General features: G+C 62.3%; 17 protein-coding genes. 10 read left to right on the forward strand and 7 right to left on the reverse strand.

What is annotated here, in order from left to right:
• Positions 1 to 154 precede the first annotated feature (154 nt).
• The 3 genes from HAT86_RS12250 to HAT86_RS12260 are packed head-to-tail and all read left to right on the forward strand — an operon-like array spanning position 155 to position 2,632.
• Positions 155 to 586, forward strand: a complete 432-nt coding sequence (locus tag HAT86_RS12250; RefSeq protein WP_167198040.1) for a pseudoazurin — start codon at positions 155 to 157, stop codon at positions 584 to 586.
• Positions 587 to 643: 57 nt separating this feature from the next.
• Complete coding sequence (nirK, locus tag HAT86_RS12255) at positions 644 to 1,861, forward strand: copper-containing nitrite reductase (protein ID WP_167198147.1); 1,218 nt, start codon at positions 644 to 646, stop codon at positions 1,859 to 1,861.
• 18 nt (positions 1,862 to 1,879) lie between these two features.
• Positions 1,880 to 2,632: a formylglycine-generating enzyme family protein gene (locus HAT86_RS12260; protein ID WP_167198043.1), complete on the forward strand. Its 753-nt coding sequence runs from the start codon at positions 1,880 to 1,882 to the stop codon at positions 2,630 to 2,632.
• A 240-nt stretch (positions 2,633 to 2,872) separates the two neighbouring features.
• Here HAT86_RS12260 and HAT86_RS12265 read toward each other — a convergent pair whose 3' ends face one another.
• The 6 genes from HAT86_RS12265 to HAT86_RS12290 form a co-directional block, all read right to left on the reverse strand.
• Positions 2,873 to 3,208, reverse strand: a complete 336-nt coding sequence (locus HAT86_RS12265) for a hypothetical protein (RefSeq protein ID WP_167198046.1) — start codon at positions 3,206 to 3,208, stop codon at positions 2,873 to 2,875.
• On the reverse strand, positions 3,208 to 3,441 hold the full coding sequence (locus tag HAT86_RS12270; protein ID WP_167198049.1) for a hypothetical protein: 234 nt from the start codon (positions 3,439 to 3,441) through the stop codon (positions 3,208 to 3,210). Before HAT86_RS12270 ends, HAT86_RS12265 begins: the two co-directional genes overlap by 1 nt.
• 429 nt (positions 3,442 to 3,870) lie before the next feature.
• Complete coding sequence (locus tag HAT86_RS12275; protein WP_167198052.1) at positions 3,871 to 4,632, reverse strand: SDR family NAD(P)-dependent oxidoreductase; 762 nt, start codon at positions 4,630 to 4,632, stop codon at positions 3,871 to 3,873.
• A 38-nt stretch (positions 4,633 to 4,670) separates the two neighbouring features.
• On the reverse strand, positions 4,671 to 6,005 hold the full coding sequence (locus HAT86_RS12280) for a TRAP transporter large permease (protein ID WP_167198055.1): 1,335 nt from the start codon (positions 6,003 to 6,005) through the stop codon (positions 4,671 to 4,673).
• Entirely contained in the window at positions 5,998 to 6,483 is a 486-nt protein-coding gene (locus tag HAT86_RS12285) for a TRAP transporter small permease (protein ID WP_167198058.1), read from the reverse strand. The genes HAT86_RS12280 and HAT86_RS12285 overlap by 8 nt, the downstream gene beginning before the upstream one ends.
• 80 nt (positions 6,484 to 6,563) lie before the next feature.
• Positions 6,564 to 7,568 (reverse strand): DctP family TRAP transporter solute-binding subunit, encoded by a 1,005-nt coding sequence (locus HAT86_RS12290; protein ID WP_167198061.1) that lies wholly within the window; start codon positions 7,566 to 7,568, stop codon positions 6,564 to 6,566.
• 205 nt (positions 7,569 to 7,773) lie between these two features.
• On the opposite strand from HAT86_RS12290, the gene HAT86_RS12295 reads away from it, so the two are divergent.
• From HAT86_RS12295 to HAT86_RS12310, 4 genes are read left to right on the forward strand one after another with little or no spacing between them, the layout of a single operon-like run.
• Entirely contained in the window at positions 7,774 to 8,547 is a 774-nt protein-coding gene (locus tag HAT86_RS12295) for an IclR family transcriptional regulator (protein ID WP_167198150.1), read from the forward strand.
• 44 nt (positions 8,548 to 8,591) lie between these two features.
• Positions 8,592 to 9,761, forward strand: a complete 1,170-nt coding sequence (locus tag HAT86_RS12300) for an acetyl-CoA acetyltransferase (RefSeq protein ID WP_167198064.1) — start codon at positions 8,592 to 8,594, stop codon at positions 9,759 to 9,761.
• Positions 9,758 to 11,362 carry an acyl-CoA synthetase gene (locus tag HAT86_RS12305; protein ID WP_167198067.1) on the forward strand — a complete coding sequence of 535 codons (1,605 nt, stop codon included), beginning with the start codon at positions 9,758 to 9,760 and terminating at the stop codon, positions 11,360 to 11,362. Before HAT86_RS12300 ends, HAT86_RS12305 begins: the two co-directional genes overlap by 4 nt.
• A complete protein-coding gene (locus HAT86_RS12310) occupies positions 11,359 to 12,210 on the forward strand; it encodes a PPC domain-containing DNA-binding protein (protein ID WP_167198070.1) in 852 nt (283 codons plus the stop codon). The genes HAT86_RS12305 and HAT86_RS12310 overlap by 4 nt, the downstream gene beginning before the upstream one ends.
• Before the next feature lie 213 nt (positions 12,211 to 12,423).
• Here the strand turns inward: HAT86_RS12310 and HAT86_RS12315 are convergent, their stop codons facing one another.
• A complete protein-coding gene (locus HAT86_RS12315) occupies positions 12,424 to 13,308 on the reverse strand; it encodes a LysR substrate-binding domain-containing protein (protein ID WP_167198073.1) in 885 nt (294 codons plus the stop codon).
• Positions 13,309 to 13,418: 110 nt separating this feature from the next.
• On the opposite strand from HAT86_RS12315, the gene HAT86_RS12320 reads away from it, so the two are divergent.
• Genes HAT86_RS12320 through HAT86_RS12330 form a run of 3 tightly spaced genes read left to right on the forward strand, consistent with a single transcriptional unit; the run spans position 13,419 to position 17,682 of the window.
• Positions 13,419 to 15,029, forward strand: coding sequence for a GMC family oxidoreductase (locus HAT86_RS12320; protein WP_167198076.1), 1,611 nt, complete (start codon positions 13,419 to 13,421; stop codon positions 15,027 to 15,029).
• Positions 15,026 to 16,198: a mandelate racemase/muconate lactonizing enzyme family protein gene (locus HAT86_RS12325; protein WP_167198079.1), complete on the forward strand. Its 1,173-nt coding sequence runs from the start codon at positions 15,026 to 15,028 to the stop codon at positions 16,196 to 16,198. The genes HAT86_RS12320 and HAT86_RS12325 overlap by 4 nt, the downstream gene beginning before the upstream one ends.
• On the forward strand, positions 16,198 to 17,682 hold the full coding sequence (locus tag HAT86_RS12330) for an aldehyde dehydrogenase family protein (protein WP_167198082.1): 1,485 nt from the start codon (positions 16,198 to 16,200) through the stop codon (positions 17,680 to 17,682). The genes HAT86_RS12325 and HAT86_RS12330 overlap by 1 nt, the downstream gene beginning before the upstream one ends.
• The last annotated feature ends 141 nt before the right edge of the window (positions 17,683 to 17,823 follow it).

A 17,823-nucleotide genomic window follows, 5' to 3' on the forward strand; every position in this document is an offset into this window, starting at 1 on the left:
ATGTTAACGAAACAGGTGGGTCAATTTTACTCGCTCATAACCCACCCAAGTGGGTCAATTTTGCACGCCGATTCACATTCCAGAACAATATCCCGCTTGTGGAAACCGCTAGTTTTGGACTCAAGCAACAACGCGACATGAAAGGAACAACGACATGATCCGTACGCTGACAACCGGCCTCGCCCTCGCCGCGCTGATGGGCTCCGCGGCCTTCGCCGAAACCTTCGACGTCAAGATGCTGAACAAGGGCGCCGATGGCGAGCGCATGGTGTTCGAGCCTGCCTTCGTTCAGGCGGCCCCCGGCGATACCATTCGCTTTCTGGCCACCGACAAGGGCCACAACGCCGAGATCAACAAGGGCATGTTGCCCGAGGGGGCCGAGGCGTTCTCTGGCAAGATCAACGAGGAATACGAAGTTACGCTCGATGCCGAAGGCGTCTATGGTGTGATCTGCAAGCCGCATTACGCCATGGGCATGGTGATGACCATCGCCGTCGGCGACGTGGCGGCCCCCGATGCCTTTCTCGAAGGCCGCGTGCCTCGCAAGGCCAAGGAACGTTTCGAAGCGCAACTCGGCAATCTCTGATCCTTTTCCCGGTGCGCGGGCATGGTGCCCGCCACCACCAACGTCATGGAGGACATCATGACCAAGATCATCAACCCCGGACTCGTCTCAACCAGCCGCAGAAACGTGCTGCGCGGCTCCATGCTCGCGGGCGCGGCGGCAATGGCTGGGGTAGGTGCGATGGCGGCGCCGCGCGCGCCCCGGCTCGCCAAGGCCAACGCTGCATCCGCACATCTTCACAAGGCTGCCGCCAAACAGTCTGCCGAAACCACGGCCAAACCTGCCGATCTTTCCGGCTACACCCGCGTGAAACAAGAGCTTGTCGCGCCACCCTTTGCACCCGTGCATGAGCAGGTTGCCACCGGCGGCCCCAAGATCGTCGAGATTACCATGGAGACCACCGAAAAGCTGATGGTGGTGGACGAAGATACCGGCGCGTCGGTCTGGGCGCTGACCTATAATGGCTCGGTCCCCGGCCCGCTGATCATCTGCCACGAGGGCGACATGGTGGAACTGACCCTGCGCAATCCGGCCGACAGCATGATGGAGCACAATATCGACTTTCACGCCTCCACAGGGGCCTTGGGTGGCGGTGGCCTGACCCATGTCTATCCCGGCGAGGAATGCGTGCTGCGCTGGAAGGCGACCAAGGCGGGGTGCTTTACCTATCACTGCGCCCCCGGCGGTGCGATGATCCCCTATCACGTCACGCATGGCATGAACGGCGCGGTCATGGTGTTGCCGCGCGACGGGCTGAAGGATGCCGAAGGCAACCCGCTGCGCTATGACAGCATCGCCTATATCGGCGAGCAGGACTACTACCTGCCGATGGACGACAACGGCGACTACAAGGCCTATGAGGCCGCCGGTGACGACTATGCCGACAGTCTTGAGGCCATGCGCGGGCTGGTTCCGACGCACCAGGTATTCAATGGCGCGGTCGGCGCGCTGACGGGCGAAAACGCGCTCAAGGCCAAGGTCGGCGAGACCGTGTTGATGGTGCACAATTCGTGCAACGTGGACAGCCGCCCGCACTTGATCGGCGGTCATGGTGACTTTGTCTGGGAAAGCTCGTTCACCGATGTGCCGCTGACCGGCATGGAGACATGGTTCGTGCGCGGCGGTAGCGCGGCGGCGGCGATGTACACCTTCGAGCAGCCGGGCGTCTATGTCTACGTGAACCACAACCTCATCATTGCCGCTATGCTCGGCGGGACGGCACACTTTGTCGTCGAGGGTGAATGGGACAACAACTTGATGGAACAGGTTGTGGCACCACGAAGCTTCGCAACCTGATCTGAAAGGAACCTACGTATGACCGTCACCCGGATATTGAAGCCTGCCGTGAAGTTGTCCCTTCTTTCGGTTGTGTTGATCGTCTTGGTGGCGGTCCTTCTCGGTGCCGTGCTGACATGGCGCGGCACCGAGAGGAATCTTTCGCTGGTGCCGGAAATGGCCGCCAGCCCCGTTACCCTCTCGACCGGTGCGCGGCTTTACGTTCAAAAATACGAGCTGACCGTGGCCGAATGGAACACCTGCCATGCCGACGGTGGCTGTAGCTTGCGCCTGCGCACCCGGCCTGATCAGGACGCGCGCGTGACGCCAGCGACCGGGCTGAGCTATGTCGACGTGACCGAATACCTGAATTGGATCAACACCGCGACTGGCGGAAATTTCCGCCTTCCCACCGCGGCTGAATGGGCCGAGATGGCACGGCCGGTGCTGCCAGAAGAGGCCGACCCACTTTTCACCGATCCCTCGCTCACTTGGGCGTCGGCCTACCTGACCAAGGGTTTGCCCGCCCGCGCACTGAAACCCCAGGGCAGTTTTTCAACCTCCCCCGATGGCATCGCTGATCTTGACGGCAGCGTCTGGGAATGGACGCAGGACTGCTATGCAGGCGCATCGGGCGATGACGATCCCGCGCGTTGCCCGGCATATTTCGTCGGCGGCGAGCACGTCGCCGCCATGTCTTACCTCATCCGCGACCCGGCGCGTGGCGGATGCGCTGTCGGATCACCTCCTGCACATCTGGGAATGCGTCTCGTGAGCGAAGACGCGACCTGAAGACCACGGAAAAACGCGCGATAGCTGCCCGCGCTGCCTGAAGGGTCGCTTGTCTTTGCAAGGCCCTAACCGCTACTGGCCGAATATATCATATATTCGCATGCGAGATTTCAGCAGCACCTGCAGCAAAGAGCCAACTTTGATCGGGAACGGTTTCGCTGTCCTGCACGTCTGCTTTGGGATATTCCGGCTATATTGCGCGACTTGCAAAGCGATTTAATCATCGTGCGTTGGCAATCCTCATCGTGAAAACTTTGTGAGAACCGACTTTGTCGCCACGACAAGGACGCCGTCGCCATCTACTCGGGCAACATCACGCTCGATGATCGTGCGGATCTTTGCTCTGCGATCTGCGCCGGCCCTGGGATCGAGCAACCAGGTGTCAGAAAATGTTCGACCGGAGATCTGGACGATCTCGGCTTGCGGTTTGGTTTCGAGCCTCGCGAAATCGGTTCCTGGCGCCAGCCTCTCGGCAATCGCTTCATCCGCGTGCGCGTCGATCATCATCAGGGGTGCGTCGCGTTCGATTTTTTGACCCCATAAAGCCGAATGACCTGTCGCATTCCTGATTGGCATCAATGATCCTCAAGCGTCAGACGGTTCGGTCCGAGTGCCTCCTCCGCCGAGGCAAGCAAGTTGAAAAGCGCCTGATGCTTTCGCGACTCAAAGAGCGCGAAGCGATCATATTGCTTGAGCATCGATGTGACGCGCGCGGTGCTGTCGCGTGGCGTGATATCGAGTATGCCGCTTGAGGCGGATTCTCCTTTTGAAAGCAATTCAAGAATTTCCTTGCCGATTCCATGCGACATGAGGTGGGCACGGCCATCCGCTCCCTTCTGCAGCGTCGCGACGATGGCAGTTTTCGCAGTGAGAAGATCAGAACGGAGTTCGGGCGGGAATCCTTGCTCCGGTGCCCGCAGGAACTCTTCAACGAAGATATCCGTGATCGAGCAGAGCTGTGGCCATACTTCTGCGTCGATGATCCGGAGGGCCGTTCTGCCGTAGCGCGTTCCGCGAGGTTTAAGGTCGGCACATAGATCAGTATGTGGCCTCGGGCCAGCAACGCCCGGCCATGCTTTGCCAGCAAGCGCAGGGCGGTCCTCGTCTTGCCGACACCTGCGCTGACCTAGAGCGTCAGTGCCGGGCAGTCCACGATGCGATCAGCGAATATGTCGGCCATCAGGTTGCCCGGGCAGGCAGCCGGTGCAATCCGACTGCCGGCGGCGCGGGTGGGCGCGTCACGCCGGGTCGCCGCGCAGTGCTGGCAGGCCGACGCCCGTCGAATCGAAGCCGCCATCCGAGGCAATCGTCTGGCCTGTGACGTAGCTGGCCTTGTCGGAACACAGGAAGGAGATAACCTCGGCGATCTCGGTCTCTTGCCCGTAGCGATTGAGGGGAATCGCATCGTGATAGGCCGCGCGGATCGCCGGCGTGTGCACGGCAAGCGCCAGCTTGGTATCCACCGGGCCCGGTGCCACGACATTGGCACGCACGCCCCATTCGCCCAGTTCGGCGGCCTGTTGCCGGGTCAGGTGGATCACCGCCGCCTTCGACGTGCCGTAGGCAGCCCGCAGCGTGCTGGCCCGCAAGCCCGAGATCGAGGCAACGTTGACAATCGCGCCGCCGACCGCCTTCAGATGCGGGATGACCGCCTGAGAGGTCAGGAAAACGCCGTCAAGATTGGTTGCCATCACACTGCGCCATGTCGCAAAATCGGTCTCGCCCATCGGGCGGAAATCAGCGACGCCGGCATTGTTGACCAGCGCGTCGATCCGCCCGAACTCGGTCATGACGCTTTCGGCCATGGCCGCGACCTGGTCGGGGTCGGACACGTCGCAAATTACCGGCAGCACGCCATCAAGCTCCTGCGCGGCCGCCGTCAGCGCCTCGGCGTCGCGGTCGATCATGGCCACGCGCCGGCCTTCGGCAAGAAGCAGGCGGGTGGTGGCAAGGCCGATGCCGCGGGCAGCGCCGGTCACGATTGCGGTTTTCGGTGTCATTTGGATCTCCGGTTATCGGGAAAATGCGGTGGTCTGGGTCATCTCATCCACTCTACCAGCACCTGTGAAAGCGACGGGAAGGCGGCGATCACACCGAGCCCGACAAGACTGACCAGCAAGAACGGCATGGCACCGCGCGCCACCTTCTCGATCGAGAGCTTGGTGACATTCGCCGCGACGTAGAGGTTGATGCCGACAGGTGGCGTAATCAGACCAATGGCCAGGTTCACCATCACAAGCACGCCGAACCAGACCGGATCCCAGCCCAGCTCGCGCACAACGGGCAGGAAGATCGGAAGCGAAATGAACATCACCGTTACCGCGTCCATGAACATTCCGGCAAGCACGAGGACCAGCATGATCACCAGCAGGATCACCCATTCGTTCTGGCTGATGCCCAGAAGGGCGGTGGAATAGCTGCCGACCAGATCCTCGACCGTGACGACCCAGCCGAACAGGCTGGCATAGGCCACGACCAGCATCACCACGGCCGACGAGGCGGCGGCGTTGCCCAGCGCGTCGTAAAGCCCGCGAAACGTTAGCGTCCGATAGGCCAGCGCGCCGACGGCCAGCGCGTAGACGGTGGCGACCAGCGCCGCCTCGGTCGGGGTGAAAATGCCGGAATAGATCCCGCCCAGGATCACGACCGGGGTCATCAGGCCCCAGAAACTTTCGCGAAAGGTCAGCCAAAGCTTCCGGCCATAGGCGAGGTCCGCGTGGGGGTCGGGGCTGAGCGCCTCTAGCGCCGAACGATCCGCCACCGCGCGCCCGCGGCGCGCTAGCGGCAGCACGGCCAGCATGGTCATTCCCATGAAGATCCCCGGAATGATCGCCGCGATGAAGAGCCGCGAGATCGAGGTTTCGGCGATCACGCCGTAGATCACCAGCCCGATTGAGGGGGGAACCACGATTGATAGCGCCGCCCCGGTGCAGACCAGCCCGGCGGCATAGGCCCGGCTGTAGCCATCCTCTTCCATGCCCTTGATGATCATCGGGCCGATGGCCGCCACCGATGCCGGGCCAGAGCCGCTGACCGCCCCCCAGAACAGGCAAACGACCGTGCCGACAACCCCCATGCCGCCGGGCAGGGTGCCCACCAGCACCCGGAAAAAGCGGATCATCCGCTCGGCGATCCCGAGCGAGCCCATCAGTGTCCCTGCGAGGATAAAGAACGGGATCGCCAGAAGCGAAAACTTGGTGATGCCGGTGGCGATCAGATCACCCGCAAGGTCGAACCCGAACCCGATCTTCCACATGGTGTAGATCGCCGACAAGCCGAGCGCGAATGCCACCGGCAGACGCAGGGCCATCAGCAGGAAAAATACGATCACCATCTGCGATCCAGCGGTGATATCGGTGAAAAACTCAAACATCCGGCAGCACCTGCCGGGCAGGCCCGTTCAGCATTTCGACCACATGCTGCAGGTAGCGTAGGATGATCAGCGCGAACCCAAAGGGCACCGCCGCCTGATAGTACCAGGCCGGAATGCCCAGCGCGTAGGAATTCATACCGTTGGCGTAGAGATTGGCCAGCGACTGCCAGGAAAACCAGGCTGACATCCCCAGAAGGCCGACCGACAGGGCCGCGGAGAGCACGAGGACGGGCTTCCATAGCACGCGGGGCATCATGTCATGCACCAGCGTCACTGCCAGATGCTCCCCCCGGCGGGCGGCCAGCGCTGCCCCGAATACCGTCAGCAGAAGGAACCCGTTGGTCAACAATTCTTCGGTGGCGGCCAGCGACAAGTTCGTGGCGTAACGAACGACGACATTGGCGAATCCCAGCAGGGTCATGCCAAGGAAAATGAACGCGCAGATAATCTTTTCCGCGTCACGCAGAAGAAACCTCATTGTCGCATGCTCCTGTCATCCGTCGCGGAAAAGAAGGACGGGCAAACCCAAAAAGGGCCTGCCCGTGAGAAACCGATCACTCAGTCAGCGTTCGCGATCGCTTCCTGAAAGGTGTTCACGATGTCCGCGCCGACCTTGTCCGCCCATTCGTCGAAGGCCGGTTTCGTGGCGGTCCGGAACGCGTCCAGTTCTTCCGCCGTCGGCTCGTAGATTTCCATGCCTTGCTCGCGCAGGAAATCAAGGCCGCTGGCTGTGTCCTCGCGGGTGATCTGGCGCTGATAGTCCATCGCCTCCTGCGCGGCTTCGCTAAGTGCGGTCTGCATGTCGGAATCGTAGCTGTCCCACTTGTCCTTCGAGATGCCCAGGAAAATCGGGTCATAGGAATAGTGCCATGTCGTCAGGTATTCCTGCACCTCGTAGATCTGCTGCGGAATGATCACCGCGCCGATCGGGTTTTCCTGTCCGTCCACGACGCCCTGTTGCAGCGCGGTCATCGTCTCGCCCCACTGCATCTGCTGGGGGTTGGCCCCCAACTCGTTCATCACGTCGATATACATTGGGCCGGCCACACGCATGTTCAGGCCTTCCATGTCTTCGGGCGATGTGATCGGGCGCACGTTATTCGTCACTTCGCGGAAACCGTTCTCGCCCCAAGCCAGAACCACGATACCCTTTTCCAGCAGGATATCCGAAAGCATTTCGCCCGGTGCACCTTGGGTTGTGGCATCGACCTGGTCATAGTTGGCATAGAGATAGGGCAGCGAGAACACCGCCATTTCGGGCACGAGCGGGGTCACGTTGATCGCCGATGTCACGACGAGGTCAAGCGCGCCGCGGCCCACCATCTCGGCTTGACGCATCTGATCCCCACCGGAAAGCTGGGCGTTCGGGAAGACCCGCACATCCAGATCGCCGCCGGTCTTATCGGCCAGAAGCTCGCCGAACCGTTCGGCCCCCTTGTGCCAGGTGGTGCTGTCGCCGGTGTTGTGTGACAGGCGCAGTGTCTCGGCCGAGACGGCGCTTGCCATCAGGGCACCCGTGATCATCGAGGCAGCCGCCACGCGACCGACTTTGGCAAAATTCATTGTTTTCCTCCTCCAAACTTCACCCCAAGGCAGGGCTAAAAGCGTTTAAGCTGCAAAGGTAAGCAGCAAACGTCCATATGATGAACCACTTGTTTCAAAGCTGACAAGAAAAACTTGCAAAAAGATATCAGAAAAAGCCAATATAAAGAAAATTCATCCGAAATACCCGTGCTAAAAGAAACTACAGGTTCATATAGTGGAACTAATGCAGGATCCCGGCCAACTTCGCGGTGCGCAAAGCGTCGATCGCGCGCTCGAACTGCTAAGCCTGATCGGCCGGCAGTCCGGCGGCGGCCTGACGCTGTCGGAAGTGGTTGTGCGATCGGGGCTGAACAAGGCCACGGCGCGGCGCTTGCTTTTGGCGTTGATCCGCGCGGGGTTGATCGAACAGGATGACGAAAGCCGCCTCTATCACCTTGGCAAAGAAGCCTTCATCCTGGGGCTGCGCGCCTCGGGGCGGCACGGCCTTTTGAAACAGGCCATGGGCAGTCTGGTGCATCTTGCGCGCGAAACCGGGGATGCGGCGTTCATCTCAGTGCGTCGCGGGATGTCTTCGGTCTGCCTGCATCGCGAGGAAGGCGCATACCCGATTCGCACCTACGCGTTGATGTCCGGGGCGCAGCATCCGCTAGGCGTTGGGGCGGGATCGCTGGCAATGCTTGCCGCGCTGCCCGACGACGAGGTGGAGGATGTCCTGCAGGCCAATGCCGCGATTCTGGCCGCAGATTACCCGCACCTGTCGCCCGACAGCATCCGCCATCATGTCGCCCGGACGCGGCGTGATGGCTACGCCCTGAATCCCGGCCTGATCTTCACCGATTCGTGGGGCATCGGCATCGCCCTGCACGGCCCTGATGGCGGCCTTTCCGGTGCCGTGTCGCTTGCTGCCGTGGAAAGCCGCATGAAAGAGCCTCGCCGGCTGGAACTTGTTTCGCAACTGAAAACCGAAGCCGCGAAAATCGCAGAACGGCTGGGGTAAACGCCGCGTGCGGCACGCCCTGGGCATCCTGAAAGGAGAAACGGATGACGAAAGCACAGATCGTCGGATGGGGTCACACGCCCTTCGGCAAATCCGAACACCCCGACACCGAAAGCCTCATGGCGGCGGCGGTCGGCCCTGCCATGGAACATGCCGGGATTACGCCCGAGGATGTGGACGGCATCTTTGCCGGCGTCTTCAACAACGGCTTTTCGAAGCAGGATTTTCAAGGTGCGCTGGTGGCGATGGGCGACGAGCGCTTCGCGCACACTCCGGCGGTGCGCTATGAGAACGCCTGCGCGACAGGCTCCGCGGCCTTGCATGGCGCGATGGATTTCATCGAATCTGGTCGCGGTCGCATCGCGCTGGTGGTCGGGGCCGAGAAGATGACAGCCACCCCCGGCGACGAGGTTGGCGACATCCTGCTGAGCGCCAGCTACCGGCGTGAGGAAGCTGATATCGAGGGTGGTTTCGCGGGCCTTTTCGGCAAGATCGCATCGGCCTATTTCCAGCGCTACGGCGACAAGTCCGAAGAACTGGCAATGATCGCGGCGAAGAACCATTCCAACGGCATGGCCAACCCGCTGGCGCACATGCACAAGGATTTCGACGTGGCCTTCTGCAACACGGTTTCCGAGAAGAACCCCCGCGTGGCCGGGCCGCTGCGCCGGACAGACTGCTCGCTCGTCTCGGACGGGGCCGCCGTGCTGGTGCTCGCAGACGCGGAAACCGCTGCCGGAATGGAGCGCGCCATCGCCTTTCGCGCACGGGTTCAGGCCAATGATATCATGGCGCTTTCGCGCCGCGACGTCCTGGAATTCCGCGGGGCGCGCATGGCATGGCAGGCCGGGCTGGAAGAGGCCGGCATAGGCCTTGACGATCTGTCGTTGGTGGAAAGCCACGACTGCTTTACCGTGGCCGAGATGCTGGAATACGAGGCAATGGGCCTCGCCGTCCCCGGAGAGGGGTATCGCGTGATCCGCGAGGGTGTCACCCGCAAGGATGGCCGCCTGCCGGTCAACCCCTCGGGCGGGCTGAAATCCAAGGGGCACCCGATTGGCGCCACAGGCGTTTCGATGCATGTCATGGCGGCGATGCAGCTGACAGGTGATGCGGGCGACATGCAGATCCCTGACGCGACGACGGCCGGTGTGTTCAACATGGGCGGTGCCGCCGTGGCCAACTACGTGTCGATCTTGGAGCGCGCGAAATGACAATAGATCTGTCAAACGGCGTCACCCCGACCTCGACGCGGGTGATGAACCTGTCGCATTTTCTGACCGAAAGCGCCCGCCGGCTGGGCGACGATATCGGCTTCGTCTGGGGCACGCACACCTGGTCTTGGGCGCGGATGGAGGCACGCTCGGCGGCGTTTGCCCATGCCCTGATTCATGATTTCGGCGTCGCCAAGGGCGACCGGATCCTGGTTCAATCGGCCAATTGCAACCAAATGTTCGAAGCGATGTTCGCGTGCTGGCGCGTGGGCGCCATCTGGGTGCCGGCCAATTTCCGACAGTCCCCGGACGAGATTGGCTGGCTTGCCGAATCCGCTCAGGCGCGCGGGCTGATCTGCGGGGCAGCTTTCGCCGATCATGCTGCCACCTGCGGCGATCAGGTGGCGTTCACCGTGGCCATCGGCCAAGCCGAGTTCGCCGAGGATTACGAAGCCATAATCGCCCGGCACGAAGGCCAGACACCTTCCCCCGTCGCCGTGCAGCGCGACGACCCGGCTTGGTTCTTCTTCACCTCGGGCACGACGGGCCGGCCCAAGGCCGCTGTCCTGACGCATGGCCAGATGGCTTTCGTCATCACCAACCACCTGTGTGACCTGATGCCGGGAACCGGGCCCGATGACGCCTCGATCGTGGTGGCGCCGCTGTCGCACGGGGCCGGGGTGCATCAGCTTGCGCAAGTCGCCCATGGCGTCAAGACGATCTTGCCAGCGGGTGAGAAATTTGATCCGGCCGAGATCTGGGCACTGGTCGAAAAGTGGCGCGTTACCAATGCCTTCATGGTGCCGACCATCATCAAGCTGCTGGTTGAGCACCCGTCGGTCGACCTGCATGATCGTTCCAGCCTGCGATATGTGATCTACGCGGGCGCGCCGATGTACCGCGCCGATCAGGTGCTGGCTATCGAAAAGCTGGGTCCGGTGCTGGTGCAGTATTTCGGCTTGGGCGAGGTGACGGGCAACATCACCGTGTTACCGCCGGTGCATCATCACACCGATGACGCGGCCATGCGTGTCGGCACCTGCGGCTTTGCCCGCACCGGAATGCAGGTGCAGATCCAGAACGACAAGGGCGAGGAAGTGGCCACGGGCGAAACCGGCGAGATCGCCGTGATTGGCCCGGCCGTCTTTGCGGGGTATTTCAACAACCCAGACGCCAACGCCAAGAATTTCCGCGATGGCTGGTTCCTGACGGGGGACCTGGGCCATATGGATGCGCAGGGTTTCGTCTACCTGACGGGGCGCGCGTCGGACATGTACATCTCGGGGGGGTCCAATATTTATCCGCGTGAAATCGAGGAGAAGCTTTTGATGCACTCGGCGGTATCGGAAGCCGCAGTTCTGGGCGTCCCCGATCCTGTCTGGGGCGAGGTCGGGCTTGCCGTCTGCGTCCCGCGCGAGGGCGGCACCCCGGACAAGACCGAGATCCTCACTTGGCTGGAAGCCCGGATATCACGCTACAAGCTGCCGCGCGAGATGGTGTTCTGGGACGAGATGCCAAAATCCGCCTATGGCAAGATCACCAAGAAGATGATCCGGCAGGAGCTTGAAGCGCGCGGCCAGTTGCCCGGCACGACGGCATGACGGATCAGGCGACGGGCAGGACCATTCGTCATCCCGGCCCGGCGGCCACCGACCGCTGGCGGGCGGTGGCCTGCCGCGCCCACCCGGTGAAGGTGCGGCTGCGGGCGGGGCTGACATTTGGGGATGCAGTGGCGCAGGGCCTTGAGGCGCAGGGGCACAGCGCCGGTTACCTGCGGCTGGAGAACGTGCCGATGGAGAACCTGTCCTACGTGATACCGGCACCCGCACCGGGCGACGGGCACGCGGCATGGTATAGCGCCACGAGGCGGATCCATGATCGTCCGCGCATCCTGACGGCGGGCGTTCACCTCGGGCTGCGCGACGGCGCCCCCTTCACCCATTGCCACGGGTTCTGGCGCGGGGACAGCGGCGAGCCCGCGATGGGGCACCTCCTGCCCACCGAAAGCGAAATCGCCGAGGATTGCGTGGTGACGGGATGGGCCGTTTCGGGCGCGACGCTGGCCGTCGAGCACGATCCGGAGACATGGTTTTCCTTGTTCCAGCCGCAGGCGTCGCCTATGCATGAGGGGGGGCAGGACGCCTTGCTCTGCACCCTGCAACCCAATCAGGATATCACCGCCGCGGTCGAGGAACTGGCAGAAGCGCGCGGGTTTGCCGAGGCGCGGATCGAGGGGATCGGCAGCGTCGTGGGCGCCTGTTTCGACGCTGGGCCCGGCCTCGACAGCTACGCGACGGAGGTTTTCCTGACCGAGGCCGATTTTCGGCAGGGACAGGCGCGGCTAAACTCGATCTCGGTCGGGTTTGACGGCGTCCACCGGGACGGCCGCCTGACACGGCTGCGAAATTCCGTTTGCGTGACGGCGGAACTTCTGATGATCCGATCCTAGCCGGTGCGGGTGATGCGCCGCCCCATGCGACAGCGGTGACTTGACCTTGCGCGCGGGTCTGACCTGCCGTTGCGCCGAACGACACGCGCGATGGCCGCGGTCGGCAGTGAGCCCAGATGTGTCAAAGGCCGCGCCAGACACGCACAACCGAGCGGCGCATTGACGCGTCATTTGCAAACCTATCTCTTTCGCCAGATCCGGCTTGGAACTTGGTCACACTTGGCGCATCGCAGAAGACTGCTCAATAATCCAGTCAACGAACACTTGACACGCGTAGCTGACAGGCCCTTCCGGGTGGGTGATATAAACAGCCTGATCTGTGTGCTTTTCAATTGGCAGTGAATGAACGAGGCGTCCGTCTTGCAAATATGGCGCTGCAAAAAGCTCTGACACCAGCGCATGTCCCATACCACTTGCTGCCAGTTCAAGGGCGGCTATGCTCTGGTCCACGCTGAGCGCTGGGATTTGCGCAGGGGGGCGGAGGTTCTCCTGCAGGAAAAATTGATGCCAGTTGTCGGCCACACCGATGATCTCGATCAAAGATGAGTCTCGCAATGCATCCAGCGTGCTGCCTGTCGGTTGCAGGTCCGGGTGACAGACCGGGACAACGGGATGACGGCCTAAAAGTGTTGCGCGCTGACCCGGCCAATCCCCGTTTCCAAAACGAATTTCGATATCCAGTTGGTTCGATTGAATCGCGCTCGCCCAGGTGCCCATATGCAGTTGCATATTGACCTCCGGATAGCGCGCGCGGAAATCTGGCAATTGCTTGAGCAGCCAGACCTGCGCAAATGTCGGCAGACAGCGGATTCGCACCGGGCGGGTGCCTCTGGTGCCGAAAACATCCCGCGTTCCCAGCCGCAAAGTCTCAAAGGCCTTGATGACCCAAGGCAGATATAGCTCCCCCATCGCGGTCAGTTCCATGGGCCGTTTCTCACGCGAAAACAACGGATAGCCCAATTGCTCTTCAAGCGCCCGCACCTGATGACTGATGGCGGCGGGCGTTAGTCCAAGCTCCTCACCGGCGCTGGAAAAGTTACCATTCCGAGAGGCCGCCTCAAAAGCGCGCAGCCAGGGCAAGGGGGGTATGTCGTTCATGGGGCGCGTCTACACTGCAAATTTTTCCACATCTATATCAAATGATTATTTGTTTATAAATTACCAGTTCACCGTGCCAAAACCCCCATGAGAGTCGGCAGGGGGGCTAAATGGAAGACTTCGATTACATCATCGTCGGCGCGGGGTCTGCAGGTTGTGTGCTGGCCGAGCGGCTGAGCGTGTCCGGGCGCCATAAGGTGCTCGTGCTAGAGGCCGGCGGGCGCGGTTGGTCACCGTGGATTGCCCTGCCTCTTGGGTATGGAAAAACCTTCTTCGACCCTGGCGTGAACTGGAAATACCAGACAGAGCCGGAGGACGCGCTGGCCGGGCGCAGTGGCTATTGGCCGCGCGGCAAGGTCGTGGGCGGCTCAGGGGCGATCAACGCATTGGTCTACGCGCGCGGGCTGCCGCAGGATTTCGAGGACTGGGCGGCGGCCGGGGCGGATGGCTGGGGCTGGGAAACCGCGCGCCAGACCTACGAGGCACTGGAAACTCGGCTTGGTCCCGGCGGCACGCGCCAAGGCCGCGGGCCGCTGCATGTGCAGGATGTTTCGGATCAGGTTCACTCGGTCAATCGACATTTCTTCGCCGCTGCGGACGAACTGGCGCTGCCGCGCACCGAGGATATCAACGGCAATGCTTGCGAGGGCGCTGGTGTGTACGTGATCAACACCAGCCGGGGCCGCCGAATGCATTCCGCGCGCGCGTTTCTGAAACCTGCCCTGAAGCGGCCGAACGTCACCCTGATGACCGGCGCTATTGCAGAGCGGATCGTTTTTGAGGGGCGGCGCGCGACGGCGGTGCAAGTGCTTCGCGGCGGGCGCAGGCTGACCCTGCGCGCGGGCCGCGAGATAATCCTTTCGGCGGGGGCGGTGACGTCGCCGCAGCTGTTGCAGCTATCGGGTATCGGCCCTGCGGAGCTGCTGAAATCGCGGGGCATCGCGCCGCTTCTGGATGCGCCGCATGTCGGCGGTAACCTTCAGGATCACCTTGGAATAAATTATTACTTCAGGGCCACCGAACCGACGCTGAACAACATGCTGCGGCCGCTCACTGGCAAGCTGCGGGCAGCGTTGCAATACGCGCTCACCCGGCGTGGGCCGCTGGCGCTGTCGGTGAACCAGTGCGGCGGTTATTTCCGTTCCTCGCCTGAACTGGCGCGGCCCGATCAACAGCTATACTTCAATCCTGTCACTTACACGACCGCGCCGAATGGCAAGCGCACCGTGGTACAGCCAGACCCGTTTCCGGGCTTTATCATCGGCTTTCAGCCCGCCCGCCCCAGCAGCCGTGGCCGCATTGACATCAGCACGGCGGACCCACTGGCCCCGCCGCGGATCCGGCCAAATTCTTTGGCAAGCGACGGGGACAGGGCGCAAGTCGTGGCAGGCGGCCGATTGTGCCAGAAGATTATAAACACAAAGGCGCTGAACAGGCTGGTAGAGACAGCGATGGGCCCGGATCTGCGGGACATGGATGATGACCAGATTCTGGCCGATTTCCGCGAACGCTGCGGCACGGTCTTTCACCCTGTTGGAACCTGCCGAATGGGGCAGGACGCGCAGGCCTCGGTCGTCAGCCCTCGATTGAAGGTGCATGGCGTGCAGGGGCTTCGCGTCGCGGATGCTTCGGTCTTTCCCAATCTCACTTCGGGCAACACCAATGCCCCCACCATGATGCTGGCGCATCGCGCGGCTGAGCTTATTCTGGAGGATGCATGAGCACGCCTTATTCCATGTCCGGTGCCGTGCCGGTTTCAAGTGATCGTGGCAAGCACGATTCCGGGCTGCGTATCCGCCGGATCGAAACCTTTTGCACGCCGCTGATCGGCTTTGTGCGGGTTTGCGCCGAGGATGGCACGACCGGCTTGGGGCAGGTCTCCACATATAACAGTGACCTGACCTGTGAGATCCTGCACCGGCAGGTGGCACCTTGGGCATTGGGGCGCGGCATGGATGCGCTGGAGGATGTGATCGCCGAGATCCCGCTGCGCGAGCACAAGTTCCCCGGCACGTATTTGCGCCGGGCGATGGCGGGGCTGGACACGGCCGTTTGGGATTGGCGCGGCAAAGCCGCCGGCAAGCCGGTGGCCGAGATGCTGGGCGGCGCGGCTGGTCGGGTGCGCGCTTATGCGTCCTCGATGCGGCGTGACATCACGCCAGCGGACGAGGCGGCGCGGCTGCTGCAACTGCGTGACGATTTCGGATTTGATGCCTTCAAAGTTCGCGTGGGCGCTGAATGCGGGCAAGACAAAGATGAATGGGAGGGACGCACCGAAGCGATCATTCCTGCCATCCGAAAGGCCATGGGGCCGGATGCGGCGCTGCTGGTTGATGGCAACTCGGGCTTTGGCCCGTCCCGCGCGATTGAAGTGGGCCGGATGCTGGAGGCCAACGGCTACGAACATTTCGAAGAGCCTTGCCCTTATTGGGAGCTTGAGCAGACCGCAGACGTCACCCGCGAGTTGTCAATCAACGTTGCCGGTGGCGAGCAAGACTGGGATCTTCAGCAATGGAAGCGCATCGTCGCGATGCGCGCGGTGGACATCATACAGCCCGACATTCTGTATCTTGGCGGCATGGTGCGTAGCATGGAGGTGGCCTGCATGGGTCACGCTGCCGGGCTGCCCTGCACCCCGCATGCGGCCAACCTGTCGCTGGTGACGCTATTTACCATGCACCTGTTGCGCGCCGTGCCCAACCCGGGCCGTTATCTGGAGGTCTCGATCGAAGGCGACGATTACTATCCATGGCAGCGCGAATTGTTCCTGAACGATCCTTACAAGATCACGGATGGCCACGCCGTGGTGACTGACGCTCCTGGCTGGGGCGTTGAGATCAACCCTGAATGGCTCGCCAAATCCACCTATAAGTGCAGCGAGGATGCATGATGACATCGGATCAGTTGATTTCCACCTACTTTGAGACCGGCAGCCTGCCGAACCTGCCGCGCGACCACTTCATTGATGGTGCTTTTGTTGCCGCTGACAGTGGCAACCGCATGGACAGCTTCGATGCCGGTACCGGCGCGGCTTTTGCCGATTTTGCCGCTGGCACCGCGGCTGATGTGGACCGCGCCGTGGCAAGCGCAACAGAGGGTTTCGAGGTCTGGCGCAACACGCCACCCGCGCGCCGCTGCGCTATCCTCAACGAGGTCGCGCGAATGATGCGCGCCGAAGCAAACCGGCTTGCGGTGGTGGAAAGCCTCGACAGCGGCAAAACGCTGGCCGAAGCGCAGGGCGATGTGGCAGGCTCTGCCCGGTTGTTCGAATATTACGCAGGTGCCGCTGACAAGCTGGACGGGCGCAGCGTCAATCTGGGCAATGGCAACGCCGCGTTCACTCTGCGCGAGCCGGTGGGCGTGACGGCTCATATCGTGCCTTGGAACTACCCGACCTCGACCTTGGTGCGCGGTATTGCGCCTGCGCTGGCGGCGGGTTGTTCGGCGGTTGTGAAACCGGCGGAGACCACACCCTTTACCGCGCTGATCATCGCCGAACTGCTGGTGCGTGCAGGCGTGCCTGCGGGCGTGGTCAATGTGGTCACGGGCACTGGCCATGACGCTGGCGCGCCGTTGGTTGCCGATCCGCAGGTGCGCCACGTGACATTCACCGGCTCGGTGGCAACTGGCGTGAGCGTGATGCAGAACGTCGCCCCCAACGTCACGGGCCTGACGCTGGAACTGGGCGGCAAGTCGCCCCTGATCGCCTTTGCCGACGCCGATGCGGAGGCGGTGGCGGAGGGCGCCCTCTGGGCGATTTTCTCCAATTCCGGGCAGATCTGCTCGGCCGGTTCTAGGCTGGTGATCCACCGCGATTTGCACGCTGAAGTTCTGGAGCGGCTGGTCAGAAAAGCCCAAGGCCTGCGCTTTGGTCACGGGCTGCGCAATCGGGACATGGGCGCGGTGAACTCAGACCGGCATTTGACGCAGATCGCGGGCCACGTGGAGCGCGCCCGCGCCCGCGGTGTGGAAATCGCCACCGGCGGCAACATCGCAACCGACCCGGAAACCGGCAAGGGCTGGTTCTTTGAGCCGACCATCCTTGGCAATTTGCCAGCCAACGACGACGCGGTCACGCAAGAGATATTCGGCCCCGTTCTTGCCGTGCAAACCTTCGAAAGCGAAGAAGAGGCTCTGGCGCTTGCCAATGGCACGGAATTTGCCTTGGTCGCCGGTATCTACACCCGCGACATGTCTACGGCGCTGCGCATGGCGCAGCGGGTGGATGCGGGGCAGGTCACCGTCAACGACTATTGGGCCGGCGGAATAGAATTGCCGTTTGGCGGCAACCGCAAATCCGGCTTCGGTCGCGAAAAAGGCTTGGAGGGTCTGGATGCTTATACCCGTTCAAAATCTATCACGCTTGCAGTGTGAGGCAGTGCAAGGCTGAGGCCCGCGACAGGCTCCGCGGTGTTCAAGCTGCGGCCTGATCAGGCGTCACCAAATTCTGCGCATATTTCAAACCCGACCGTCAGCCGCCACGTCCCATCGCTTGGCCTGAGCGTCCTTTTGGCA

Origin of the sequence: Roseovarius gahaiensis, assembly GCF_011601345.1 — a bacterium.
In the GTDB taxonomy this organism is placed as follows: domain Bacteria; phylum Pseudomonadota; class Alphaproteobacteria; order Rhodobacterales; family Rhodobacteraceae; genus Roseovarius; species Roseovarius gahaiensis.